Raw genomic sequence first — 20,226 nt, forward strand, 5'->3', positions numbered from 1 at the left:
GCGCGTCAATGTGTCACGTCTAATCGCTATTACTGATCTGCCGATAGATGGCGTCGATCAAGAGCTCGTCAGTGATTTCTGATAGTGCGCGAAACACGCTTCAGCCAGTGCCGAGCGCGGTGCACTGCGGCGCATGATCAGCCCCAGTCGGCCAAGGGTTTGCGCATTTTCAATCGGGTGCAGGCGCAAATGCTCGGTGAGTGTTTCGAGTCCGCCTTCCAGTGGCATCACCGCACAACACAGGCCACCGTGCACAGCTTGCAACAATTGATGGACCGCGTCGGTCTGTAACAACGGTTGCGGGCTGAGGCCACGGCTGTGGAAATTGTGGTCGATGGACTGGCGAAAGTGCATGCCACTGGTGAGCATGCCCAAGGGCAGCTCGATGAGTGCTTCCCAGCTCAAGGGCTTTTCACCGAAGCTGAAAAAGCGCAGGTCGTAGAGCAGACCCATGCGAGTTTCGCTGAAGGCCAATGAGTCGAAGCGCTCGCTGTCGAGGCGCTCGAGATAGGACACCCCGAGGTCCAGGCGATTGTTCGCCAAGTGTTCGAGGATTTGCTCGGAGCTCAAGGCTGAGAGTTCGAATCGCAGGTTCGGGTGATCGCCGTGCAGTTGTTGCATCAGCGGCAGCGGATCAAAACTCGACAGCGGCACCACGCCCAGACGCAAGGTGCCGACCAGGTTGCCGCGACAGGCTGCGGCCTCGGCCTGCAAGCCGTCACAGGCGGCCAGCACGGTGCGCGCCCAGGCCAGCACCCGCTCGCCCGGCGCGGTGAAACCTTCGAAGCGCTGGCCACGATTGACCAGCGGCAGATCGAGTTCTTCTTCCAGGCTGCGCAAGCGCATCGACAGGGTGGGCTGAGTGATGTGGCAGCGCGCAGCGGCCTGGCCGAAGTGCCGGGTTTCGTCGAGGGCGATGAGGAATTTCAGCTGTTTGATGTCCATCGTCGCTCCAGGGCGCAGGCTAGGGGCGCGATTCTAGCGCTTGCTCCGAAGCCAACAAACCACTGTTGCCGCATTCGGACAAATTCTCCCCGCGTAGGAGCTGCCGCAGGCTGCGATCTTTTCCCTCAATCGCCGCAAGATCAAAAGATCGCAGCCTGCGGCAGCTACGGGGGCGGGCAACGATTCGGTCTCAGAGCCCTTCGATCAACTCTCGATAATTTTCAACCGCCATAAACTCCGCGGTGTCTTTCGGCTCTTTGCGGCTGTCCGGCTGACTCACAGCCAACAGATGCGCCACGCCAAAATCCCGTGCACTGCGCAGGATCGGCAACGTATCGTCGATAAACAGGCTGCGGCGTGGGTCGAAGTCGATGTCTGCGCGCAAGGCGTCCCAGAATTGCGGGTTTTCCTTGGCGAAACCGTAATCGTGGGAGCTGATCAACCGCTCGAAGTAGGGCGCCAGTTCGACTCTTTCCAGCTTCAGCGACAACGAGTCGCGGTGGGCGTTGGTGATCAGGATCACGCGCTTTCGGGCCTGCTTGATCGCTGCCAGAAAGGTATCGGCGTCCGGTCGCAACGCAATCAGATGGGCGGTCTCGAGTTTCAACTCGCGCACCGGCAGCTTCAGCTCAGCGCTCCAGAAGTCCAGGCAATACCACTGCAACTGACCGGCGTTACGCTCGAACAACGGCTGCAATTCCAGCTCGGCCATGGCCTGACTGACACCATGCAGCTCGGCATAACGCCTGGGCAGGTGTTCCATCCAGAAATGGTTGTCGTAATGCAGGTCCAGCAACGTGCCGTCCATATCCAGCAGAACGGTATCAATGTCGCGCCAGGGCAGTGATGGCATTGAAAACTTCTCCAGCGGTAAAAAGATATCCGACATAAACAATCAAGAAAGCCGCGTTATAGTACCGCGTTCACGCCAAGGAGCCGCCATGCGCCAGAAACCCGAAGTATTAGCCCGCGAGATCGTCGCCACCACCCGCTTGTTCTGCGTTGAAGAGGTGCAGCTGCGCTTTTCCAATGGCGTCGAGCGCACCTATGAGCGATTGGTCGGCAAGGGCGCGGGGTATGGCGCAGTGATGATCGTGGCGATGCTCGATTCCGACCACGCGGTGCTGGTTGAAGAATACTGCGGCGGAACCGATGCCTATGAACTGTCGTTGCCCAAGGGCTTGATCGAACCTGGCGAGGATGTGTTGGCAGCGGCCGAGCGTGAGCTCAAGGAAGAGGCCGGTTTTGGCGCCCGGCAACTGGAACATCTGACCGAGCTGTCGCTGTCGCCCGGTTACATGAGCCAGAAAATTCAGGTGGTGTTGGCGACTGATTTGTACGAAGAAAGCCTTGAAGGCGACGAGCCGGAGCCGATGCGGGTGGACCGGGTCAATCTGCGGGAGCTCGCGGCGCTGGCGCAGAATTCACAGTTCACCGAGGGCCGTGCCTTGGCGGCGTTGTACCTGGCCCGTGATCTATTGACGCAGCGTGGAGTGTTTCAACCGTGAGTGATTTCCCCCAGGTTCATCCGTTACTGGCCCCCGTGGTCGAGTTGGCGCTGAAGGCCGGCGAGGTCATTCTGCCGTTCTGGCGCACCGGCACGGCAGTGACCGCCAAGGCTGATGATTCGCCGGTCACCGCCGCCGATCTTGCCGCTCATCATTTGATTCTGGCGGGGCTGACAGCGCTTGATCCGAGCATCCCGGTGCTCTCGGAAGAAGACGCCAACATTGCGCAATCGGTGCGCGCCGGTTGGCAGCGCTGGTGGCTGGTCGACCCGCTGGATGGCACCAAGGAGTTCATTTCCGGCAGCGAAGAATTCACCGTCAACATCGCGCTGATCGAACAGGGACGTGTGGTGTTTGGCGTAGTGTCGATGCCGACCAATGGCCGCTGCTACTTCGGTGGTGCCGGGCTCGGGGCCTGGCGAGCTGACAAGGATGCTGCGCCGCTGCCGATTCAGGTTCGTGACGTACCGCCTGCTGGCGAAGCGTTCACCGTGGTCGCCAGCCGTCGACATTCAAGCCCTGAGCAGGAGCGCTTGCTCGCTGGCTTGAGTGCCAATCTGGGTGAACTGCAACTGGCCAATATCGGCAGTTCGCTGAAGTTTTGCCTGCTGGCGGAAGGCGCGGCGGATTGTTACCCACGCTTGGCGCCGACCTCTCAGTGGGACACCGCTGCTGCGCAAGGCGTACTCGAAGGTGCGGGTGGAGAGGTGCTGGAGTTGAGCGGTGAGCCGTTCAGTTATCCGGCGCGAGCCTCGTTATTGAATTCGTTCTTCCTGGCGCTGCCGGCCAAAGCCGCGTGGCGCGAGAAACTATTGGAGCTCGCTCGTTCTTGAGTCGATCGTTCCCACGCTCTGCGTGGTAACGCCTCTAGGGACGCTCCGCGTCCAGTGACGCGGAGCGTCACGGGCTGCATTCCCACGCAGAGCGTGGGAACGATCGAGATTAACGATGCAACACGTACTGCCCGGTAAATGTCACCGCATCCTCATCGCTATCGACGTTGACGACCCGCGTATGCAACGTCAACCGCGCCCGGCCGTAGCGTTGGTACATCGCCAAAAACTTTTTCCACACCGCCGCACTTGGTGCGTCGCAAATCGCAACCGCATCGCCAGTGACCGGCAGCGGATAGTTGATCCGGCCTTCCTGAATGACGATGTGCCCGCCCTCGACGCCTTCTTCGCGCAGGCGCAAATGCAGCCAGCCCCAACCTGCCAACACCGCGCCACAGTACAAGCTACCGCCAAACATGGTGCTCTTGTGATTGACGTTAGCCGCCAGCGGCAAGTGCAGGCGTAATTGCAGGTCGTGCCAGTCGAGTACCTTGAGGCCCATATCCCGTGTGAGGGGAATGTCGCGATGGAGGACGGATTCCAGGTGACGACTGTCGCGGTTCATGCACGGGCCTCGCAGTGTGGGACGCTTGGGGGAAGGTTAGTCCGCATGGCTCAATCGAGCTCGTCGGGATTGCTGCTGGCGCCAGCGCCATCGGCGAAGTTCAAGCCGTGTTTGCGCAGTTTGTCATGCAGGGTTTTGCGTGGAATACCCAGCGCTTCGGCGACACTGCGCAGTGAGCTGTGAGTGCGCGCCAGTTCGGCGGCGATCAGATTCTTTTCGAAGCTTTCCACCTGCTCGCTCAGATTGCCGCTGAACACAGCGCTGTGCGGCGCCGGAGTGCCGTCTGGAGCACCGTTATCCAGCGCCAGTTCCAGGCCCAGGGCGAAACGCTCGGCGGCGTTTTGCAGTTCACGGACGTTGCCGGGCCAGGTATGGCGCAACAGCAGGGCTCGTTGTCCGGGTTGCAGTTCGTGGGGTGGCAAGCCATGGCGCTCACTGGCTTCGTTGGCGAAATGCTGGAATAGCATCAGTGCGTCTTCACCCCGTTCGCGCAGCGGTGGAATGCGCAGCGGAGCGACGTTCAGGCGGTAGTACAAGTCCGCGCGAAAACGCCCTTGATCCGCCGATTGGCGCAAGTCTTCCTTGGTCGCGGCGATGATCCGGATATCCAGCGGGATCAGCTGATTGCCCCCCAAACGCTCGACCACCCGTTCTTGCAGCAAACGCAGCAGTTTCACCTGCACATCCAGGCTCATGCTTTCGATTTCATCGAGGAACAGCGTGCCGCCGTTGGCGAATTCGAATTTGCCGATACGGCGTTTTTGCGCGCCAGTGAAGGCGCCGGGTTCGTGGCCGAACAGTTCGCTTTCGACCACCGATTCGGCCAGTGCCCCGGCATTGATTGCTACGAACGGGCCATTGCGGCGGTTCGACAGGTCGTGCAGGGCACGGGCCACGACTTCCTTGCCGGCACCGGTTTCACCGAGGATCAGCACGTCGGCCTTGGTCGGTGCCAATGCGCCGATCTGTTCGCGCAGGCGCAGCATCGGCGCCGATTGCCCGACCAGTCGGGTGCTCAGCTCATTGCGATCGCTCAAGGCCAGCCGCAGGCTGCGGTTATCCAGTACCAGTTGGCGCAGGGCCAGGGCACGGCGCACGCTGTCGAGCAATGCGTCACTGGCGAACGGTTTTTCGAGGAAGTCATAAGCGCCGGCACGCATCGCCTGCACCGCCAGCGGTACATCGCCGTGGCCGGTGATCAGCAACACCGGCAGTTCCGGGTCCTGGGCGTGCAATTCATTCAACAGTTCGAGACCGTCCATGCCCGGCATGCGAATGTCACTGACCACCACGCCCGGCCAGTCCCGCTCAAGGCGCGAGGCAAGGCCCTTGGCTTCGGCCAACGGGAGGATTTTCAAACCGGCGAGATCCAGCGTCTGGCTCAGGGCCTGACGCAGATGCGGATCATCGTCGATCAGCACGACCTGGATACGGTTGTCGATCAGGTTGCTCATTCACTGCGGTCCTCGGACGGTTGCAGACTTACACCGGGTGCGCCTGCGCGCAGCCGCAGGGTGATCAGGGCGCCGCCTTCCTTGTGGTTGGCGAACGACAGTTCACCGCCGAAGGCGCGCATCAACGTGTCGCAAATGGCCAACCCCAGCCCAAGGCCCTGAGTGCGGGTCTTGGTGGTGTAGAACGGTTCACCGGCGCGACCGAGGGCCTCCATGCAGAACCCCGGGCCGTTATCGCGAATGTACAGGTTGACGCCGTCGGCGGTGGATTCGGCACTCAACCAGAGTTTACGGGGCGGGCCTTTTTCGGTCAGGGCGTCGAGGGCGTTGGCCAGCAGGTTGCCGAGTACCTGGCGCAGACGGGTTTCGCCGGCCTCGACCCACAGCGTGGCGGCCGGCAGGTCACGGATCAGTTCGACTTCCATTGCCCGCCTGCGCTTGGCCAGCAACGCCAGTGCATCGTCCAGCGCCGGTTGCAGCGCAACACTTTCCGGGGCGTGACGGTCGCGACGGGCGAAGGCGCGCAGGTGGGCAATGATCGAGGCCATGCGCCCGGTCAGCTCGCTGATCAGTTTCAGGTTGCCGCGGGCGTCGTCGGTGCGTTGATGGTCAAGCAGCACTTCGGCGTTTTCCGCGTAGCTGCGAATCGCCGCCAGCGGTTGATTGAGTTCGTGACTGATGCTTGCCGACATGGTGCCCAGCGCCGAGAGTTTGCCGGCCTGGACCAGATCGTCCTGGGCGCGCACCAGTTCCTGTTGCGCCTGTTCGCGCTCCAGCACTTCCTGCTTGAGACGGCGGTTGAGCCCTTCGAGGTCGCTGGTTCTTTCGGCGACGCGCGCTTCCAGTTCGCGTCGGGTCTTGGCCTCGAAGGCGATGCGCTGCAAGTAGTGGCGACGGCGTTGCATCATCAGCCCCAGCAGCAACATCAACACCAGCAGCGTCGCCCCGCCGATGGCCACCACCGTGCGCACCGGGCGGTCGATCAGGGTTCTGGGCGCGAGGATACTGACGCTCCAGCCGGTTTCTTCGATCGGCTGAGTCTGGATCAGCCAAGCGTCCGGGTTGAGGTTCAGCGGTTGCGGATCACGGGTCGGGTAGGGCTGGACGGCAGAGATCGCGTGGCGTTCTTCGTCAGTCAGCGATCGGGTCGCCCTGAAGCGCCACTCCGGGCGTGAGGTGATGATGACCACCCCGTTGTGATCGGTCAGCAGCAGTTGCTCCGGGGTTTTGCCCCAGAGGCTTTCGGTGTGGTCGAGGTCGACCTTGACCACCAGTACACCGATGATTTGCTCGCCATCGCGCACGGCGCCTGCAAAGAAATAACCGCGTTTGGCCGACGTCGTGCCCAGGCCGAAAAAGCGCCCGAGGCGGCCTTGCATGGCTTCGCTGAAGTACGGCCGGAAGGCAAAGTTACGCCCGACAAAACTGTCGTGCTTGTCCCAGTTGGAGGCTGCCAGGGTCTTGCCGTGGGTGTCCATCAGGTACATGACTTCGGCGCCAGTCTGGGCGCGGATGTCCTTGAGCAGACGATTGGCGTTGTCGGTGGCCAGCGGCTCATGTGGCGCGGCGAGAACGGCACGCAGGGCCGGTAGATCACCGAGGATCTGCGGCAGCACCTCGTAGCGGTGCAGGGTCCCCAGCAGGTTGGCGACGTAGAGGTCCAGCGTCTGGCGATTTTGCCCAACCAGCTCGCTGCGGTAATAACGCTCGGCCAGGTGCTGCAGTGGCCACAGCAACGGCGCCAGGCACACGGCGAGCAGCGCCAGGCTGCGCCAGCGGGGTCTGCGGGGGAGTGTTGGGGTCATAAGCATCGGGCGCCTGAAGGTACAGGCGCATTATGCCTAGGCTTGTTCGGCAAGACACTCGCGCAACGCGTCGCGCCAGTCGGGCTGGCTGACCTGCCATTGCTGTTGCAGAAGGCGGCAATCCAGACGCGAGTTCAGCGGGCGAGTGGCGGGCGTCGGGTAGTCGCGGCTGGGGATCGCCTCCAGGCTGGCGCAGGTTTTGTGCTGCGTTTGTAAATGTTCGGCGATGACTTGAGCAAATCCAAACCATGACGTTTCGCCCTGAGCGGTCAGGTGGTAAGTGCCCCAGGCGCCGGGTTGCCCCGACTGCCAGCGCTCGATCAAGGCGCGTGTACTGGTGGCGATGGTGCCGGCCCAGGTCGGTGCGCCAATCTGGTCGGCGACGATGCGCAAGTGCGGTTTCTCTTGCAGCAACCGTTGCATGGTCAGCAGGAAATTGCGCCCGTGGTTCGAGTAGACCCAACTGGTGCGCAGAATCAGGTGCTGACCGTTGACTGCGCGGATGGCCTGCTCGCCGGCCAGTTTGCTGGCGCCGTAGACACCCAGAGGATGGGGGTCGTCGGTCTCGGTATAAGGCGAGGCTTTGCGGCCGTCGAACACGTAGTCGGTTGAGTAGTGAATCAGCGGGATACCCAGTTCCAGGGCCAGCTCGGCGAGCACTCCTGGCGCTGTGGCGTTTATGGCGAACGCCAGCTCGGGTTCACTTTCAGCTTGATCGACTGCCGTATGTGCGGCGGCATTGATGATCAGATTCGGACGTAAAGCGCGAATCTGCAGGCGGATCTGCTCTGGATGTGCCAGATCGAGCTGATTGCGCCCCAGCACAATCAGTTCGCCGAGTCCTTTGAGACGTCGTTGCAGCTCGATGGAAACCTGACCGTGCTGGCCACTGATGAGGATTTTCAGAGGTATGCTCATGCAAATACCTGCGCCTCGCGCAGAAACTTGCCGGCCTGGTCCTTGATCGACAGTTGTGGTGTTTGCGTCAGTTGCCAGTCGATGGCCAGATCGGGATCGTCCCAGCGAATGCAGCGTTCAGCTGATGGCGTGTAGTAGTCGGTGGTTTTGTAGAGGAACTCGGCGTAGTCGCTCAGCACGACGAATCCGTGGGCAAAACCTTCGGGAATCCACAGTTGGCGATGGTTTTGTGCAGACAGGCGCACGCCCACCCAGTGTCCAAAATTCGCCGAGCTGCGGCGGATGTCGACGGAGATGTCGAGGACTTCCCCATCGGTGACCCGCACCAGTTTTCCCTGGGTATTTTCCAGTTGGTAATGCAAGCCGCGCAGTACACCTTTCTGCGAGCGTGAGTGGTTGTCCTGAACGAACGTTGTGTTCAGCCCCGTCGCTTGCTGAAAATCCCTGGCGTTGAAGCTTTCGTAGAAAAAGCCACGCTCGTCACCAAACACTTTCGGCTCGATGATCAGAACCTCGGGCAATTGGGTGGCGATGACCTTCATTGGTGTTCTCCGGCAAGGCTGAACAGGTACTGGCCGTAACCGGTCTTGCCAAAATACTTGGCGTGCTTGAGCAAATGCTCATGATCGATCCAGCCCTGGTGATAGGCGATTTCTTCGAGGCAGGCGACTTTAAGGCCTTGGCGATGCTCGATGGTTTGCACGTATTGCGACGCCTCCAGCAGGCTGTCGTGGGTGCCGGTATCGAGCCAGGCAAAACCCCGGCCGAACCGCTCGACGCGCAAGTCGCCACGCTGCAGGTATGCATTGTTGATGTCGGTAATTTCCAGCTCGCCACGAGCTGATGGTTTGACCGCTTTGGCGATCTCCACCACCGAATTGTCATAGAAATACAGGCCGGTGACCGCGTAACTCGATTTGGGATGCAGGGGTTTCTCTTCGATCGACAACGCGTTGCCCTGATCGTCGAAATCAATCACACCAAAACGCTGCGGGTCTTTGACCCGGTAACCGAAAACCGTAGCGCCTTCGGTGTGCTCGGCGGCGCGTTGCAATTTTTCGGTGAAGTGCTGTCCGTGAAAGATGTTGTCGCCCAGGATCAGGCACACCGAATCGTCACCGATAAACTCCTCGCCAATCAGGAAAGCCTGGGCCAGGCCGTCCGGAGACGGTTGCTCGGCATAGCTGAAATGCACCCCGAACTGACTGCCGTCGCCCAACAGATTGCGGTAATGCGGCAGGTCCTGAGGGGTGGAAATCACCAGGATGTCTTTGATGCCCGCGAGCATCAGCACCGAGATCGGGTAATAGATCATCGGTTTGTCGTAGACCGGCAACAGTTGTTTGGACACCCCGAGTGTGATCGGGTGCAGGCGGGTACCAGAGCCGCCTGCCAAAACAATTCCCTTCATCATGCGATCAAGTCCTTGAAGTCAGTGAAACCCAAGCGTTGGCCTTGATAGCTGCCATCCTGGACTCGTTGGCACCAGTCCAGGTTATCGAGGTACCACTGCACGGTTTTACGCAGGCCACTGGCGAAGGTTTCTTCGGGCACCCAACCCAGCTCGCGTTCGATTTTGCTGGCATCGATGGCGTAACGCTGATCGTGGCCGGGGCGGTCTTTGACGAACGTGATCAGGTCGGCGAAGTGCGCGACACCTTCAGGTTTTTGCGGCGCCAACTCTTCCAGCAGGTTGCAGATGCTGCGGACCACGTCGATGTTTTTCTGTTCGTTGTGGCCGCCGATGTTGTACGTCTCACCGACCACACCGTTGGTCACCACGGTGAGCAGTGCGCGGGCATGATCCTCGACGAACAGCCAGTCACGCACTTGCAGGCCGTTGCCGTACACCGGCAGTGGCTTACCGGCGATGGCATTGAGGATCACCAGCGGAATGAGTTTCTCGGGGAAGTGGAACGGCCCGTAATTGTTCGAGCAATTGGTCAGCAGCACCGGCAAGCCATAGGTGCGTTGCCAGGCGCGGACCAGATGGTCGGACGCCGCCTTGCTGGCGGAGTACGGCGAGCTCGGCGCATAGGGTGTGGTTTCGGTGAACAGGTCGTCGACGTCATGCAGGTCGCCATACACCTCGTCGGTCGAAATGTGGTGAAAGCGAAAGGCGCTTTTCTCAGGTTCAGCCAGGCCGTTCCAGTAGGCGCGAGTGGCTTCCAGCAGGCTGTAGGTGCCGACGATATTGGTCTGAATGAAGTCCGATGGGCCATCGATGGAACGGTCGACATGGGACTCGGCCGCCAGGTGCATGATCGCGTGCGGCTGGAACCGCGCCAGTACCGCACTGACAGTGGCCTGATCAACGATATCGGCCTGCACGAACTCATAACGGGTGTTAGTGGCAATGCTGCTCAACGACTCGAGGTTGCCGGCGTAGGTCAGCTTGTCCAGGTTGAGCACTTCATGTTCAGTGTGGCGGATCAGGTGGCGAATCAGCGCCGAGCCGATGAAGCCGGCACCGCCGGTGATGAGAATGCGCATGTGGAGTAGCCTTTTCCGTCGAACGATTATGCATATGGATCATAGCTTGTCGGCAGGAGGGGGCGTGCACAAGAGGGGTGTTGGTCGGAATTTGGAAAAGATCCGGGATTGAGGTTCTCTTTCATCCGGTTTTCACCATTGATCCCGATAGGCGAATCCCAATTGATAGTCGTGAGCGCTCAGATCAATGGTGTGGTTAAAGTACGGTTGAATGAGTACTACCCATTCAGGCGGCACATTGAAAACCCCTTGGTTGACTGTGTTTTCAGGTTGCAGACCCAATGATTCGATGACTGCGCCGTTATCGATCACGGACCGGTAAAAGGGGGGTTGCGTATCGCAGTCAGCAGTGGCGATATAGACGCCTTATAAAAATTCCAGGGGTCGTTGTATGTCGCTCGCCACGTTGATTCACCGTGCCAATCTGCCCAGCCCGCAAGTCACTGTGCAGCAAGCGCTGGAGCTGTTGCGCGAGCACTACGGCCTGAGCGGGACGTTGCAGTCGCTGGGCAGCCAGCAGGATCTCAACTACCGGCTCGACAGCGACCAGGGCCGTTTCGTCTTGAAAATCTGCCGTGGTGACTACGCGGCGCTGGAACTGCACGCCCAGCACGCGGCCCTCAAACATCTGGGCTCGCAGCCGGGTTTGCATGTGCCGCGAGTGATTCCGGCAAAAAACGACGAGGACCTGCTGACCCTGGAGCTCGCCGGGCAAGCACTGCATGTGCGCTTGCTCGACTACATCGAAGGTCAATCGCTGACCCACCTCAAACACCTTGGTCATGAACTGGTTGCCGGCCTCGGCCAACTCTGTGGCGAAATGGATCTGGCGCTGGCCGGGTTCGAGCATCCAGGGCTTGAGCGTGCCTTGCAGTGGGATGCCCGGCACGCTAATGCGTTGATCAATCACCTGCTGCCGGTGATCAGCGATGAGCGGCAACGAACATTGATCGCCGAGGCCGCGCAACAGGCCGAGCGGTGTTTGCAGCCACTGATGGCGAAGTTGCCGGTGCAGGCGATTCACATGGACATCACCGATGACAATGTGGTCTGGAAACGGGATAAGCAACGTCACTGGCAGTTGCAGGGCGTCATCGATTTTGGCGATCTGATTCGTACCTGGCGCATTACCGATCTGTCGGTGACCTGCGCCGCGCTGCTGCACCATGCCGACGGCGATCCGCTGTGCATTTTGCCAGCGGTGCAGGCTTATCACGCGGTCAATCCGCTGAAGCACGAAGAGTTGCTGGCGCTGTGGCCGCTGATCGTCGCGCGGGCGGCGGTGCTGGTGCTCAGCGGTGAGCAACAGGTCAGCATCGATCCGCAGAATCAGTACAGCCGCGACAATCTGAACCACGAGTGGGAGATCTTCCGCGTCGCGACCTCAGTGCCATTTGAACTGATGGAAGCGGCGATTCTGACAGCAGTCGGCCAGTCGTTGCCGGCGATTACCAGTCAGGGTTTTGCGCCGTTGCTGCCGAGCCTGGTGGGCCAAGAGTTTGCGTTGATCGACCTGGGTGTCCTGAGTCCGCATTTCGAAGCGGGCAACTGGGAGCAGGACGGTATTGACCAGCGTCTGTTGATTGAAGCTGCGGCAGGCCATGGCCTGGCGGCCAGTCGTTACGGGCAATACCGTTTATCGCAGACGCGTCCGGACAGCGCCGTCGAGCCGGACACGTGCCCGCTGCACGTTGACTTGCAGGTGCCGCAGGGCACAACGGTTGAAGCACCCTTTGCCGGTGTCGTGCACCTGAGTGCCGACGGCCGTGTGCAACTGGACAGCGCACAATTGAGCGTGCGCCTGTGGGGTGTCAAACCCTCACTGCACACCGGTGCGGCCGTGCTCAAAGGGCAAGTGTTGGGTGAAGTCGGCGGCGCGTTGCGGGTTCAGCTCAGCCGTGGCGCCGAACTGAATCCACCGCTGTTTTGCTCACCGTCCCGCGCACCTGCCTGGCAGGCGTTGTGCCCATCACCCGCGGCGTTGTTGGGACTGGCCTGCGACGCTGAGGTCGAACTCGATTCGCACACCTTGCTGGCGCGACGCGATGCGAGTTTTGCCCGTTCGCAAAAACACTACTACGTCGATCCGCCGCGTATCGAGCGGGGCTGGCGCAATCACTTGATCGACATGCAGGGTCGCTCCTACCTGGATATGCTCAACAACGTTGCAGTGCTCGGTCACGGTCACCCGCGCATGGCCGCCGAGGCCAGCCGCCAGTGGTCGTTGCTCAATACCAACTCGCGTTTCCACTACGCGGCCATCGCCGAGTTTTCCGAGCGCCTGCTGGCGCTGGCACCGGACTCGATGGATCGGGTGTTTCTGGTCAACAGTGGCACCGAGGCCAATGACCTGGCGATTCGCTTGGCGTGGGCCTACAGCGGCGGTCGCGACATGCTTAGTGTGCTTGAGGCGTATCACGGCTGGTCGGTGGCCGCTGACGCGGTGTCGACTTCAATTGCAGATAACCCCAAGGCCCTCAGCAGTCGTCCGGACTGGGTGCACCCGGTGACGGCGCCGAACACCTATCGTGGCGAGTTCCGTGGCCTCGACAGCGCGCCGGATTACGTGCGCAGCGTCGAACACAACCTGGCGAAGATTGCCGAGCAGAAGCGACAACTGGCCGGTTTTATCTGCGAGCCGGTGTACGGCAACGCCGGTGGAATCTCTCTGCCACCGGGTTACCTGAAACAGGTGTATGCGCTGGTCCGTGCCCAGGGTGGCGTGTGCATCGCCGACGAAGTGCAGGTCGGTTACGGCCGTATGGGCAAGTTCTTCTGGGGCTTTGAAGAGCAAGGCGTAGCGCCGGACATCATCACCATGGCCAAGGGCATGGGCAACGGCCAGCCATTAGGTGCGGTCATTACCCGTCGTGAAATCGCCGAAGCGCTGGAGGCCGAAGGTTATTTCTTCTCGTCGGCGGGCGGCAGCCCGGTCAGTTGCCGCATCGGCATGGCCGTGCTGGATGTGATGAAGGAAGAGAAGCTCTGGGAAAACGCCCAGATCGTTGGCGAGTATTTCAAGGAGCGGCTTGAGGCGTTGATCGACCGCCATCCTTTGGTGGGCGCGGTGCATGGCTCTGGCTTCTATCTGGGCGTGGAGCTGATTCGCAACCGCCAAACCCTGGAACCGGCTACGGAAGAAACCACGGCGTTGTGCGACCGCCTGCGCGAATTGGGCATTTTCATGCAGCCGACCGGCGATTACCTGAACATCCTCAAGATCAAACCACCGATGGTGACTACGCGACACAGTGTGGATTTCTTTGTCGATACCTTGTCGAAGGTATTGGACGAAGGCCTCTAAACACACTCCCCTTGTGGGAGCGAGCCTGCTCGCGATGGCGGTCTGACAGCCAACATTGATATTGGATGTACCGGCCTTATCGCGAGCAGGCTCGCTCCCACAGGGATGGCATTAAGTTCGATTGTTATCGGTATTTTTTGGAGTATTTTCGAAGTGGTGAATTTTTATTGCTTTAAAAGCCGATTTTTATCGGTTATAAAGTCGCCGTAACGCTATGGCGTGGATCACCGCGCCTGGCCGTTCCCATTTCTGTCATCGGTCGATGCCACAATCGACCCTCTGAACCCGCCCGGGAGATGATTCATGAGCCGTATCGTTACTGTCGCCGCTACCCAGATGGCTTGTTCCTGGGACCTTGAGGCCAACATCGAGACCGCTGAGAAGCTGGTCCGTGAGGCCGCAGCCAAAGGCGCACAGATCATCCTGATCCAGGAGTTGTTCGAGAGCCCGTACTTCTGCCAGAAGCCGAACCCGGACTACCTGCAACTGGCCACGTCGGTTGAAGAGAACGTGGCCATCAAGCATTTCCAGAAAGTCGCCAAAGAATTGCAAGTCGTGCTGCCGATCAGCTTCTTCGAACTGGCAGGCCGCGCGCGCTTCAACAGCATCGCGATCATCGATGCCGATGGCAGCAACCTCGGGGTTTATCGTAAAAGCCACATCCCGGATGGCCCTGGCTACCACGAAAAGTACTACTTCAACCCGGGCGATACCGGCTTCAAAGTCTGGAACACCCGTTACGCGAAAATCGGCGTGGGCATCTGCTGGGATCAGTGGTTCCCGGAATGCGCCCGCAGCATGGCGCTGCAAGGTGCGGAAATCCTGTTCTACCCAACCGCCATCGGCAGCGAACCGCACGACAAGACCATTTCGTCCCGCGACCACTGGCAGCGCGTTCAGCAAGGCCATGCCGGCGCCAACCTGATGCCGCTGATCGCCAGCAACCGGATTGGCAATGAAGAGCAGGACGGCTACGACATCACCTTCTACGGCTCGTCGTTCATCGCCAACCAGTTCGGCGAGAAAGTCCAGGAGCTCAACGAAACCGAAGAAGGCGTATTGGTTCAGAGCTTCGACCTCGACGAACTGGAGCACATCCGCAGCGCCTGGGGTTCGTTCCGTGACCGTCGTCCGAACCTGTACGGCGCAATCAAAACCCTCGACGGTTCCCTGGAGTCCTGATCGCTATGACTACTTTGCACAGCACGCCTCGCGCTGACGGTTTTTACATGCCCGCCGAGTGGGCGACCCAGACCCAGACATGGATGGTCTGGCCGGAGCGTCCGGACAACTGGCGCCTGGGTGGCAAGCCAGCGCAGGCCGCTCATGTTGCGGTGGCCAAGGCCATCGCGCGTTTTGAACCGGTGACCGTTGCCGTCTCGGCGGCCCAGTACGAAAACGCCCGTGCGCGTCTGGACGTGCCGAATATCCGCCTCGTCGAGATGTCCAGCGACGACGCTTGGGTCCGTGATACCGGCCCGACGTTCGTCATCAACAACAGTGGCGAAGTCCGTGGTGTCGACTGGGACTTCAACGCCTGGGGCGGCTTCGATGGCGGTCTGTATTCGCCGTGGAATCGTGACTCGCAAGTGGCCGGCAAAATCCTCGAGATCGAGCGCAGCCCGCGTTACCGTACCGAGGGCTTTGTGCTCGAGGGCGGTTCGATCCACGTCGATGGCGAAGGCACGCTGATTACTACCGAAGAGTGCCTGTTGAATCGCAATCGCAATCCGCACATGAACCGTGCCGACATCGAAGCCGTGCTGAGCGCACAACTGGCTGTGGATAAAATCATCTGGCTGCCGGACGGTTTGTTCAACGACGAAACCGACGGTCATGTGGATAACTTCTGCTGCTATGTGCGTCCCGGTGAAGTGCTGTTGGCCTGGACCGACGATCCGCAGGATCCGAACTACCCGCGTTGCCAGGCCGCAATGAAGGTCTTGCAAAGTAGCAAGGACGCCAAGGGCCGCCCATTTACGGTGCACAAAATGCCGATTCCGGGGCCGCTTTATGCGACCGAGGAAGAGTGCGCCGGTGTCGACCCGGTGGACGGTACCCAGGAACGTAACCCGTCGGTGCGCCTGGCCGGTTCCTACGTGAACTTCCTGATCGTCAACGGCGGCATCATTGCGCCGAGCTTTGACGATCCACTGGACGCGCCAGCCAAGGAAATTCTCCAGAACCTGTTCCCGCAGCACGAAGTGGTGATGGTGCCGGGGCGTGAACTGTTACTGGGTGGCGGCAATATTCATTGCCTTACCCAACAACAACCGGCACCGCACAAAGGTTGAGTGAAGTTGTAACAATCGGTGGCACTGGATTGCTCCGTGTTATATCCGGTTCATGTGAGTGCCCCCCCTATCTAGCCCGCAGTTCCTATGGATTGCGGGTTTTTTACGTCCATATGCCGACCTGGCAGTCACATTGGCATAGCTCTTGTATCTGTTTGAGAGCAATTCTCGGGAATGTAGAACCGCGTTGTTCTGTCATAAACCTTGGATAAGTTAGCCGCTCACGAACCAGGAGAGAGCGCCGGAAATGAATATGGTCAGCGAGCGGACATCGCATCCCTTGGCAATGAATGGCGAATCGCTTCAGGTGCTGGCGCAATGGTTGAAATCCAACGGAACGCGACAGGTCAGAGAACCTGACCCGCGCAGGATGATGATCGAGCGTTATCCCGCTGGTTTATTCAGTGAGGCAGAACTTGAAGCCTTGTGGGATGTGATAGAAGGATAGAAAGCAAAGGATTGGTAAAGCGCTGCCCGGATGGCAGCGCTTTTTTTTCGCCCTAAAAAACAGCGGGGTCCAGATTGTTCCAACCTTCGGTGGCCCGAGCGGGTCATTTGACCGATCTGCGAAACAGACTAAAAGCCATTACGGCGTTTTTCCCACTCCGTCATAGGAATAGTCTGCCGGCATCGAATTCCTACGACTTTGCTGGAGCTTTCCATGTCTACCGCGACCCTTCATTACATCTACGATCCACTGTGCGGCTGGTGCTACGGAGCCAAGCCTTTGGTGCAAGCGGCACAGGCAGTCTTGCCGGTGATCGCCCATGGCGGCGGCATGATGACCGGCGCCAACCGGCAGACGGTTTCTCCTCAACTGCGTGATTACGTGATGCCTCACGACCGACGCATCGCCGAGTACACCGGGCAGCCGTTTGGTGAAGCGTATTTCGAAGGCCTGTTGCGCGATCACACCGCCGTGTTTGATTCCGCGCCACCGATTGCTGCCGTGCTGGCCGCTGAGCAACTCGCCGGACGTGGGCTGGAATTGCTGGGGCGTTTGCAGAGCGCGCACTACGTGGAAGGTCGGCGGATTGCCGATGAGGCAGTGTTGCTGGAACTCGCCGTGTCGATTGGCCTGGAAGCAGAATCCTTCAAGCGCGAGTTCAAGGACGCATTGGCAAACGAAACCCAAGACCATATCAAGAAAAGCCGCGCACTGTTGGCGCAGGTTGGCGGCCAGGGCTTCCCGACATTGGCGCTGGAGCAGGACGGTCAATTCACCGTGGTCGACATCAGCCCATGGCTCGGTAAGCCTGAAGCCTTTGCGGCCTGGTTGAGCCAATCGGTCACCACCCAGGTAAGCGAAGCCTCGTCCCCGGTTCAGGCCTGTGGCCTGGACGGTTGTGCTCACTGATTTCACTGACCTGCGTGGAGCGACCCATGGATAACCTGAGCCTGATCAAAAGCACCTACGAAGGTGCCAACTCCCAGGAAAACGCACGCAACACCGCCGCTGCGTTAGCCGCCGATGCGCAATGGACTGAAGCGGCTGGGTTTCCGTATGCGGGGACGTACGTCGGTTTCGACGCTATCGTCGAGAATGTCTTTAAGCGTCTGGGCACTGAATGGGAAAATTTTCAGTTCAAGGTCGAGAGCTATGTCACGCAGGGCGACAAGGTATTCGCCTACGGTAATTACAGCGGAATCTACAAGGCCACGGGTCGTCCGATGAGCGCCCGAGTCGCACACTTGTGGACTCTGGAGAACGGTAAAGTTACCCATTTCGAGCAGTTTGTGGACAGCCACACGGTGCAATTGGCGATCGCCGACCGATAAGTTCTTAGACGATTTTCGCCTAATTACAGACGATTCACGAAATTGACACATGCTTAGGGGCGCGGCTAGGATTCGCCCCAACGCCTGTGGCCAACCGCCACGACTTCAAAAAACAATAAGGGCCTGCCTCGCTTTTGCGTGGGCGGGCCTTTTGTTTTGGAGTGAAAAAAGAGCGCAATAGCAGCCATTTCCGCCAGCGGTCACAGCGCGTATCAACCCGTAATAAGGAAAATAACATGTTGAACAAGCGGATCGGTTTGATCGCTCTGGGGATTTTTAGTGCCACTCAAGCCATGGCTAACGACCAGGCGCAGTCCAAGGGTTTTGTTGACGACAGCAGCCTGAAAGTACTGTTGCGCAACGCCTACATCAATCGCGATTACAAGAACGGTAAAGAAGACAAGGCCGAGTGGGGCCAGGCTGCCATCGGCACCTTCTCCTCGGGCTTCACCCAAGGCACCGTCGGCGTCGGCGTCGATGCTTTCGGTCTGTACGCCCTGCGCCTCGATGGCGGCAAGGGTCGTAGCGGCGCTGGCGGTATCGACTTCTTCAAGCAAGGCGACAGCGGCGAAGCCGCCGATGACCTGTCCAAGGCTGGTGCGGCGGTAAAATTCCGTCTGTCCAACACTGTGCTGACCTACGGCGACCAGATGCCGGCCCTGCCGGTGCTGAACTACGACAACTCGCGTCTGCTGCCTGAAAGCTACACCGGCACCCTGATCACCTCCAAAGAGATCAAAGGCCTGGAGCTGAACGCTGGCCGTTTCACCGCCGAATCGCGCAAGAGCGCCGAAGGCCGTGACAGCGGTGGTCTGAAGTCGATCAACGTCTTGGGCGGTAGCTACCAGTTCACCGAACAATTCAAAGGTGCGTTCTACGCGTCCAACGTAGAAGACGTCCTGAAGAAACAGTACGTGAACCTGAACTACGTGTTCCCGCTGGCCACCGATCAGTCCCTGACCCTCGACTTCAACGGCTATCAGACCAAGCTGGACAAGTCCTACGCCCTTGATAACAAAACCGAAGGCCAGGACAACAAAATCTGGAGCCTGGCGGCGACCTTCGTCACCGGCCCGCACTCGTTCACCCTCGCGCACCAGCGCAGCACCGGTGACAGCAACCTCGGCTACCCGTACGGCGGCTATCAGAAAGAACAAGGTCGCGTCGGTGACGGTGGCAACACCATCTACCTCGCCAACTCCTACTGGTCCGACTTCAACGCTGAAGACGAACGCAGCTGGCAGCTGGGCTACGGCCTCGACTTCGGCGCCTTCGGCGTTCCAGGCCTGACCTATAACGTGGCATACGTGCGTGGCGACAACATCACCACCGCCACCAGCACTGGCGGCACCGAGCGCGAAATCTTCAACCAGTTCAAGTACGTGGTCCAAAGCGGCCCGGCCAAAGACCTGAGCGTGAAAGTGCGCAGCTCGGTCCTGCGCGTGTCGCAGAAATCCAGCGACTACAACGTCAGCGGCAACGAAGTCCGTGTGTTCGTGGATTACCCGATCAACATCTTCTGATGATCGGATGCGTGGTTGAGGCCTGATGCAAGGCCGAAATGAGAAAGCCCCGAATGATTCGGGGCTTTTTTTCGCTCCATGAAAATGAAAAACGATATTTGATCAGCAGCGCCCTTCACGAATGTCGGACGTCTCTCCAAGGAAAAGGAGATCCGGCTGATTTCCATCGACTACTCAACTGGCTGAAATATCGATTGATGCCTAGAGAGATGGTCGAATGAATGTGCAGGGAGTGAAGGAAACTCCAGACCAGGAAAACTGGAAGGACCTTGGCTTACCTGATATTCGGGATATTACGATGGCCGTTGCGGTTCGCTCGGTGCAGGAACTACCTGGCGCTATCGATTTCGATACCGCTCTGGAGCAGGTAGCGTTGAGTTTTGGATTGCAGGAAGGGATTGACGCCGTGTTGATCGAAACGCCGTATGTTCCGGTGACGGTTCGGCGTCAGTATCTTTCACACATTGTAGAAAAACGCCCAAACGCTCGAGAACGTTTCACCGGATTTGCTGTGGACACGGTGCGAAGTCCATTGGAAATTTGGCGGGTTTCCTACAGCGACGGGTCTTATCGTCTCGTATTCATTGGCGCATACGACACAAAGTACCAGATGTTGGTGGTGATCCATGTTGAGCATGGGCACGTTCTTTGGAATTTCATGAACTGCGATAAAAAGGCGTTGAACAAGCACCGACATGGGGAGCTGGTTTATCGGCGATACCTCTTCCCCAAACAAAAAAAGCAGCCTGATTAGGCTAATGCCAGTCAGTTAAGCTGACTGGCATTTTTATTTCTGATCGGATAC

Annotated in this window: 20 protein-coding genes; 10 read left to right on the forward strand and 10 right to left on the reverse strand. The window is 59.3% G+C overall.

Annotation, left to right across the window (positions count from 1 at the left end; translation table 11 throughout):
• Nucleotides 1-57 precede the first annotated feature (57 nt).
• Together BK658_RS06095 and yrfG are read right to left on the reverse strand one after the other, a co-directional pair.
• Entirely contained in the window at nucleotides 58-945 is an 888-nt protein-coding gene (locus BK658_RS06095; protein WP_123581514.1) for a LysR family transcriptional regulator, read from the reverse strand.
• Nucleotides 946-1,135: 190 nt separating this feature from the next.
• Nucleotides 1,136-1,798: a GMP/IMP nucleotidase gene (gene yrfG, locus BK658_RS06100; RefSeq protein WP_123581515.1), complete on the reverse strand. Its 663-nt coding sequence runs from the start codon at nucleotides 1,796-1,798 to the stop codon at nucleotides 1,136-1,138.
• Nucleotides 1,799-1,886: 88 nt separating this feature from the next.
• On the opposite strand from yrfG, the gene nudE reads away from it, so the two are divergent.
• Nucleotides 1,887-2,453: an ADP compounds hydrolase NudE gene (gene nudE, locus BK658_RS06105; RefSeq protein WP_123581516.1), complete on the forward strand. Its 567-nt coding sequence runs from the start codon at nucleotides 1,887-1,889 to the stop codon at nucleotides 2,451-2,453.
• Nucleotides 2,450-3,286, forward strand: coding sequence for a 3'(2'),5'-bisphosphate nucleotidase CysQ (cysQ, locus tag BK658_RS06110; RefSeq protein ID WP_123581517.1), 837 nt, complete (start codon nucleotides 2,450-2,452; stop codon nucleotides 3,284-3,286). Before nudE ends, cysQ begins: the two co-directional genes overlap by 4 nt.
• A gap of 109 nt (nucleotides 3,287-3,395) precedes the next feature.
• Here the strand turns inward: cysQ and BK658_RS06115 are convergent, their stop codons facing one another.
• From BK658_RS06115 to BK658_RS30670, 8 genes are all read right to left on the reverse strand, one after another.
• Complete coding sequence (locus BK658_RS06115) at nucleotides 3,396-3,851, reverse strand: YiiD C-terminal domain-containing protein (RefSeq protein ID WP_123581518.1); 456 nt, start codon at nucleotides 3,849-3,851, stop codon at nucleotides 3,396-3,398.
• A gap of 50 nt (nucleotides 3,852-3,901) precedes the next feature.
• Nucleotides 3,902-5,305, reverse strand: a complete 1,404-nt coding sequence (locus BK658_RS06120; protein ID WP_123581519.1) for a sigma-54-dependent transcriptional regulator — start codon at nucleotides 5,303-5,305, stop codon at nucleotides 3,902-3,904.
• On the reverse strand, nucleotides 5,302-7,110 hold the full coding sequence (locus tag BK658_RS06125; RefSeq protein WP_123581520.1) for a sensor histidine kinase: 1,809 nt from the start codon (nucleotides 7,108-7,110) through the stop codon (nucleotides 5,302-5,304). Before BK658_RS06125 ends, BK658_RS06120 begins: the two co-directional genes overlap by 4 nt.
• A gap of 36 nt (nucleotides 7,111-7,146) precedes the next feature.
• A complete protein-coding gene (gene rfbD / locus BK658_RS06130) occupies nucleotides 7,147-8,028 on the reverse strand; it encodes a dTDP-4-dehydrorhamnose reductase (protein ID WP_123581521.1) in 882 nt (293 codons plus the stop codon).
• Complete coding sequence (gene rfbC, locus BK658_RS06135; protein ID WP_123581522.1) at nucleotides 8,025-8,570, reverse strand: dTDP-4-dehydrorhamnose 3,5-epimerase; 546 nt, start codon at nucleotides 8,568-8,570, stop codon at nucleotides 8,025-8,027. Before rfbC ends, rfbD begins: the two co-directional genes overlap by 4 nt.
• On the reverse strand, nucleotides 8,567-9,442 hold the full coding sequence (gene rfbA, locus BK658_RS06140) for a glucose-1-phosphate thymidylyltransferase RfbA (RefSeq protein WP_123581523.1): 876 nt from the start codon (nucleotides 9,440-9,442) through the stop codon (nucleotides 8,567-8,569). Before rfbA ends, rfbC begins: the two co-directional genes overlap by 4 nt.
• A complete protein-coding gene (gene rfbB / locus BK658_RS06145; protein ID WP_123581524.1) occupies nucleotides 9,439-10,521 on the reverse strand; it encodes a dTDP-glucose 4,6-dehydratase in 1,083 nt (360 codons plus the stop codon). The genes rfbA and rfbB overlap by 4 nt, the downstream gene beginning before the upstream one ends.
• 132 nt (nucleotides 10,522-10,653) lie before the next feature.
• Nucleotides 10,654-10,833 (reverse strand): colicin E3-like toxin immunity protein, encoded by a 180-nt coding sequence (locus BK658_RS30670; protein ID WP_185019782.1) that lies wholly within the window; start codon nucleotides 10,831-10,833, stop codon nucleotides 10,654-10,656.
• Between the two features lie 79 nt (nucleotides 10,834-10,912).
• On the opposite strand from BK658_RS30670, the gene BK658_RS06155 reads away from it, so the two are divergent.
• The 8 genes from BK658_RS06155 to BK658_RS06190 all read left to right on the forward strand — a co-directional run bounded on the left by BK658_RS06155 (nucleotide 10,913) and on the right by BK658_RS06190 (nucleotide 20,175).
• The gene (locus tag BK658_RS06155; protein WP_123581526.1) at nucleotides 10,913-13,825 is read left to right on the forward strand and encodes an aminotransferase; all 2,913 of its coding nucleotides are present in this window, start codon (nucleotides 10,913-10,915) and stop codon (nucleotides 13,823-13,825) included.
• 303 nt (nucleotides 13,826-14,128) lie between these two features.
• Entirely contained in the window at nucleotides 14,129-15,007 is an 879-nt protein-coding gene (gene aguB / locus BK658_RS06160) for an N-carbamoylputrescine amidase (protein WP_123581527.1), read from the forward strand.
• A 5-nt stretch (nucleotides 15,008-15,012) separates the two neighbouring features.
• Complete coding sequence (gene aguA, locus BK658_RS06165) at nucleotides 15,013-16,119, forward strand: agmatine deiminase (protein ID WP_123581528.1); 1,107 nt, start codon at nucleotides 15,013-15,015, stop codon at nucleotides 16,117-16,119.
• Between the two features lie 247 nt (nucleotides 16,120-16,366).
• Nucleotides 16,367-16,567, forward strand: a complete 201-nt coding sequence (locus tag BK658_RS06170; RefSeq protein ID WP_054595130.1) for a hypothetical protein — start codon at nucleotides 16,367-16,369, stop codon at nucleotides 16,565-16,567.
• 213 nt (nucleotides 16,568-16,780) lie between these two features.
• Nucleotides 16,781-17,476: a DsbA family protein gene (locus tag BK658_RS06175; protein ID WP_123581529.1), complete on the forward strand. Its 696-nt coding sequence runs from the start codon at nucleotides 16,781-16,783 to the stop codon at nucleotides 17,474-17,476.
• Between the two features lie 26 nt (nucleotides 17,477-17,502).
• Complete coding sequence (locus BK658_RS06180; protein ID WP_123581530.1) at nucleotides 17,503-17,898, forward strand: nuclear transport factor 2 family protein; 396 nt, start codon at nucleotides 17,503-17,505, stop codon at nucleotides 17,896-17,898.
• A gap of 236 nt (nucleotides 17,899-18,134) precedes the next feature.
• Nucleotides 18,135-19,421, forward strand: coding sequence for an OprD family porin (locus BK658_RS06185; RefSeq protein ID WP_123581531.1), 1,287 nt, complete (start codon nucleotides 18,135-18,137; stop codon nucleotides 19,419-19,421).
• Between the two features lie 217 nt (nucleotides 19,422-19,638).
• Nucleotides 19,639-20,175 carry a PBECR2 nuclease fold domain-containing protein gene (locus BK658_RS06190; RefSeq protein ID WP_185019783.1) on the forward strand — a complete coding sequence of 179 codons (537 nt, stop codon included), beginning with the start codon at nucleotides 19,639-19,641 and terminating at the stop codon, nucleotides 20,173-20,175.
• The last annotated feature ends 51 nt before the right edge of the window (nucleotides 20,176-20,226 follow it).

Origin of the sequence: Pseudomonas brassicacearum (genome assembly GCF_003732175.1) — a bacterium.
GTDB classification, from domain to species: domain Bacteria; phylum Pseudomonadota; class Gammaproteobacteria; order Pseudomonadales; family Pseudomonadaceae; genus Aquipseudomonas; species Aquipseudomonas brassicacearum_G.

Coding starts and splice junctions, on each gene's coding strand:
- BK658_RS06095 (WP_123581514.1), bottom strand. CDS start 945: ATGGACATCAAACAGCTGAAATTCCTCATCGCCCTCGACGAAACCCGG.
- yrfG (WP_123581515.1), bottom strand. CDS start 1,798: ATGCCATCACTGCCCTGGCGCGACATTGATACCGTTCTGCTGGATATG.
- nudE (WP_123581516.1), top strand. CDS start 1,887: ATGCGCCAGAAACCCGAAGTATTAGCCCGCGAGATCGTCGCCACCACC.
- BK658_RS06115 (WP_123581518.1), bottom strand. CDS start 3,851: ATGAACCGCGACAGTCGTCACCTGGAATCCGTCCTCCATCGCGACATT.
- BK658_RS06120 (WP_123581519.1), bottom strand. CDS start 5,305: ATGAGCAACCTGATCGACAACCGTATCCAGGTCGTGCTGATCGACGAT.
- BK658_RS06125 (WP_123581520.1), bottom strand. CDS start 7,110: ATGACCCCAACACTCCCCCGCAGACCCCGCTGGCGCAGCCTGGCGCTG.
- rfbD (WP_123581521.1), bottom strand. CDS start 8,028: ATGAGCATACCTCTGAAAATCCTCATCAGTGGCCAGCACGGTCAGGTT.
- rfbC (WP_123581522.1), bottom strand. CDS start 8,570: ATGAAGGTCATCGCCACCCAATTGCCCGAGGTTCTGATCATCGAGCCG.
- rfbA (WP_123581523.1), bottom strand. CDS start 9,442: ATGATGAAGGGAATTGTTTTGGCAGGCGGCTCTGGTACCCGCCTGCAC.
- rfbB (WP_123581524.1), bottom strand. CDS start 10,521: ATGCGCATTCTCATCACCGGCGGTGCCGGCTTCATCGGCTCGGCGCTG.
- BK658_RS06155 (WP_123581526.1), top strand. CDS start 10,913: ATGTCGCTCGCCACGTTGATTCACCGTGCCAATCTGCCCAGCCCGCAA.
- aguB (WP_123581527.1), top strand. CDS start 14,129: ATGAGCCGTATCGTTACTGTCGCCGCTACCCAGATGGCTTGTTCCTGG.
- aguA (WP_123581528.1), top strand. CDS start 15,013: ATGACTACTTTGCACAGCACGCCTCGCGCTGACGGTTTTTACATGCCC.
- BK658_RS06170 (WP_054595130.1), top strand. CDS start 16,367: ATGAATATGGTCAGCGAGCGGACATCGCATCCCTTGGCAATGAATGGC.
- BK658_RS06175 (WP_123581529.1), top strand. CDS start 16,781: ATGTCTACCGCGACCCTTCATTACATCTACGATCCACTGTGCGGCTGG.
- BK658_RS06180 (WP_123581530.1), top strand. CDS start 17,503: ATGGATAACCTGAGCCTGATCAAAAGCACCTACGAAGGTGCCAACTCC.
- BK658_RS06185 (WP_123581531.1), top strand. CDS start 18,135: ATGTTGAACAAGCGGATCGGTTTGATCGCTCTGGGGATTTTTAGTGCC.
- BK658_RS06190 (WP_185019783.1), top strand. CDS start 19,639: ATGAATGTGCAGGGAGTGAAGGAAACTCCAGACCAGGAAAACTGGAAG.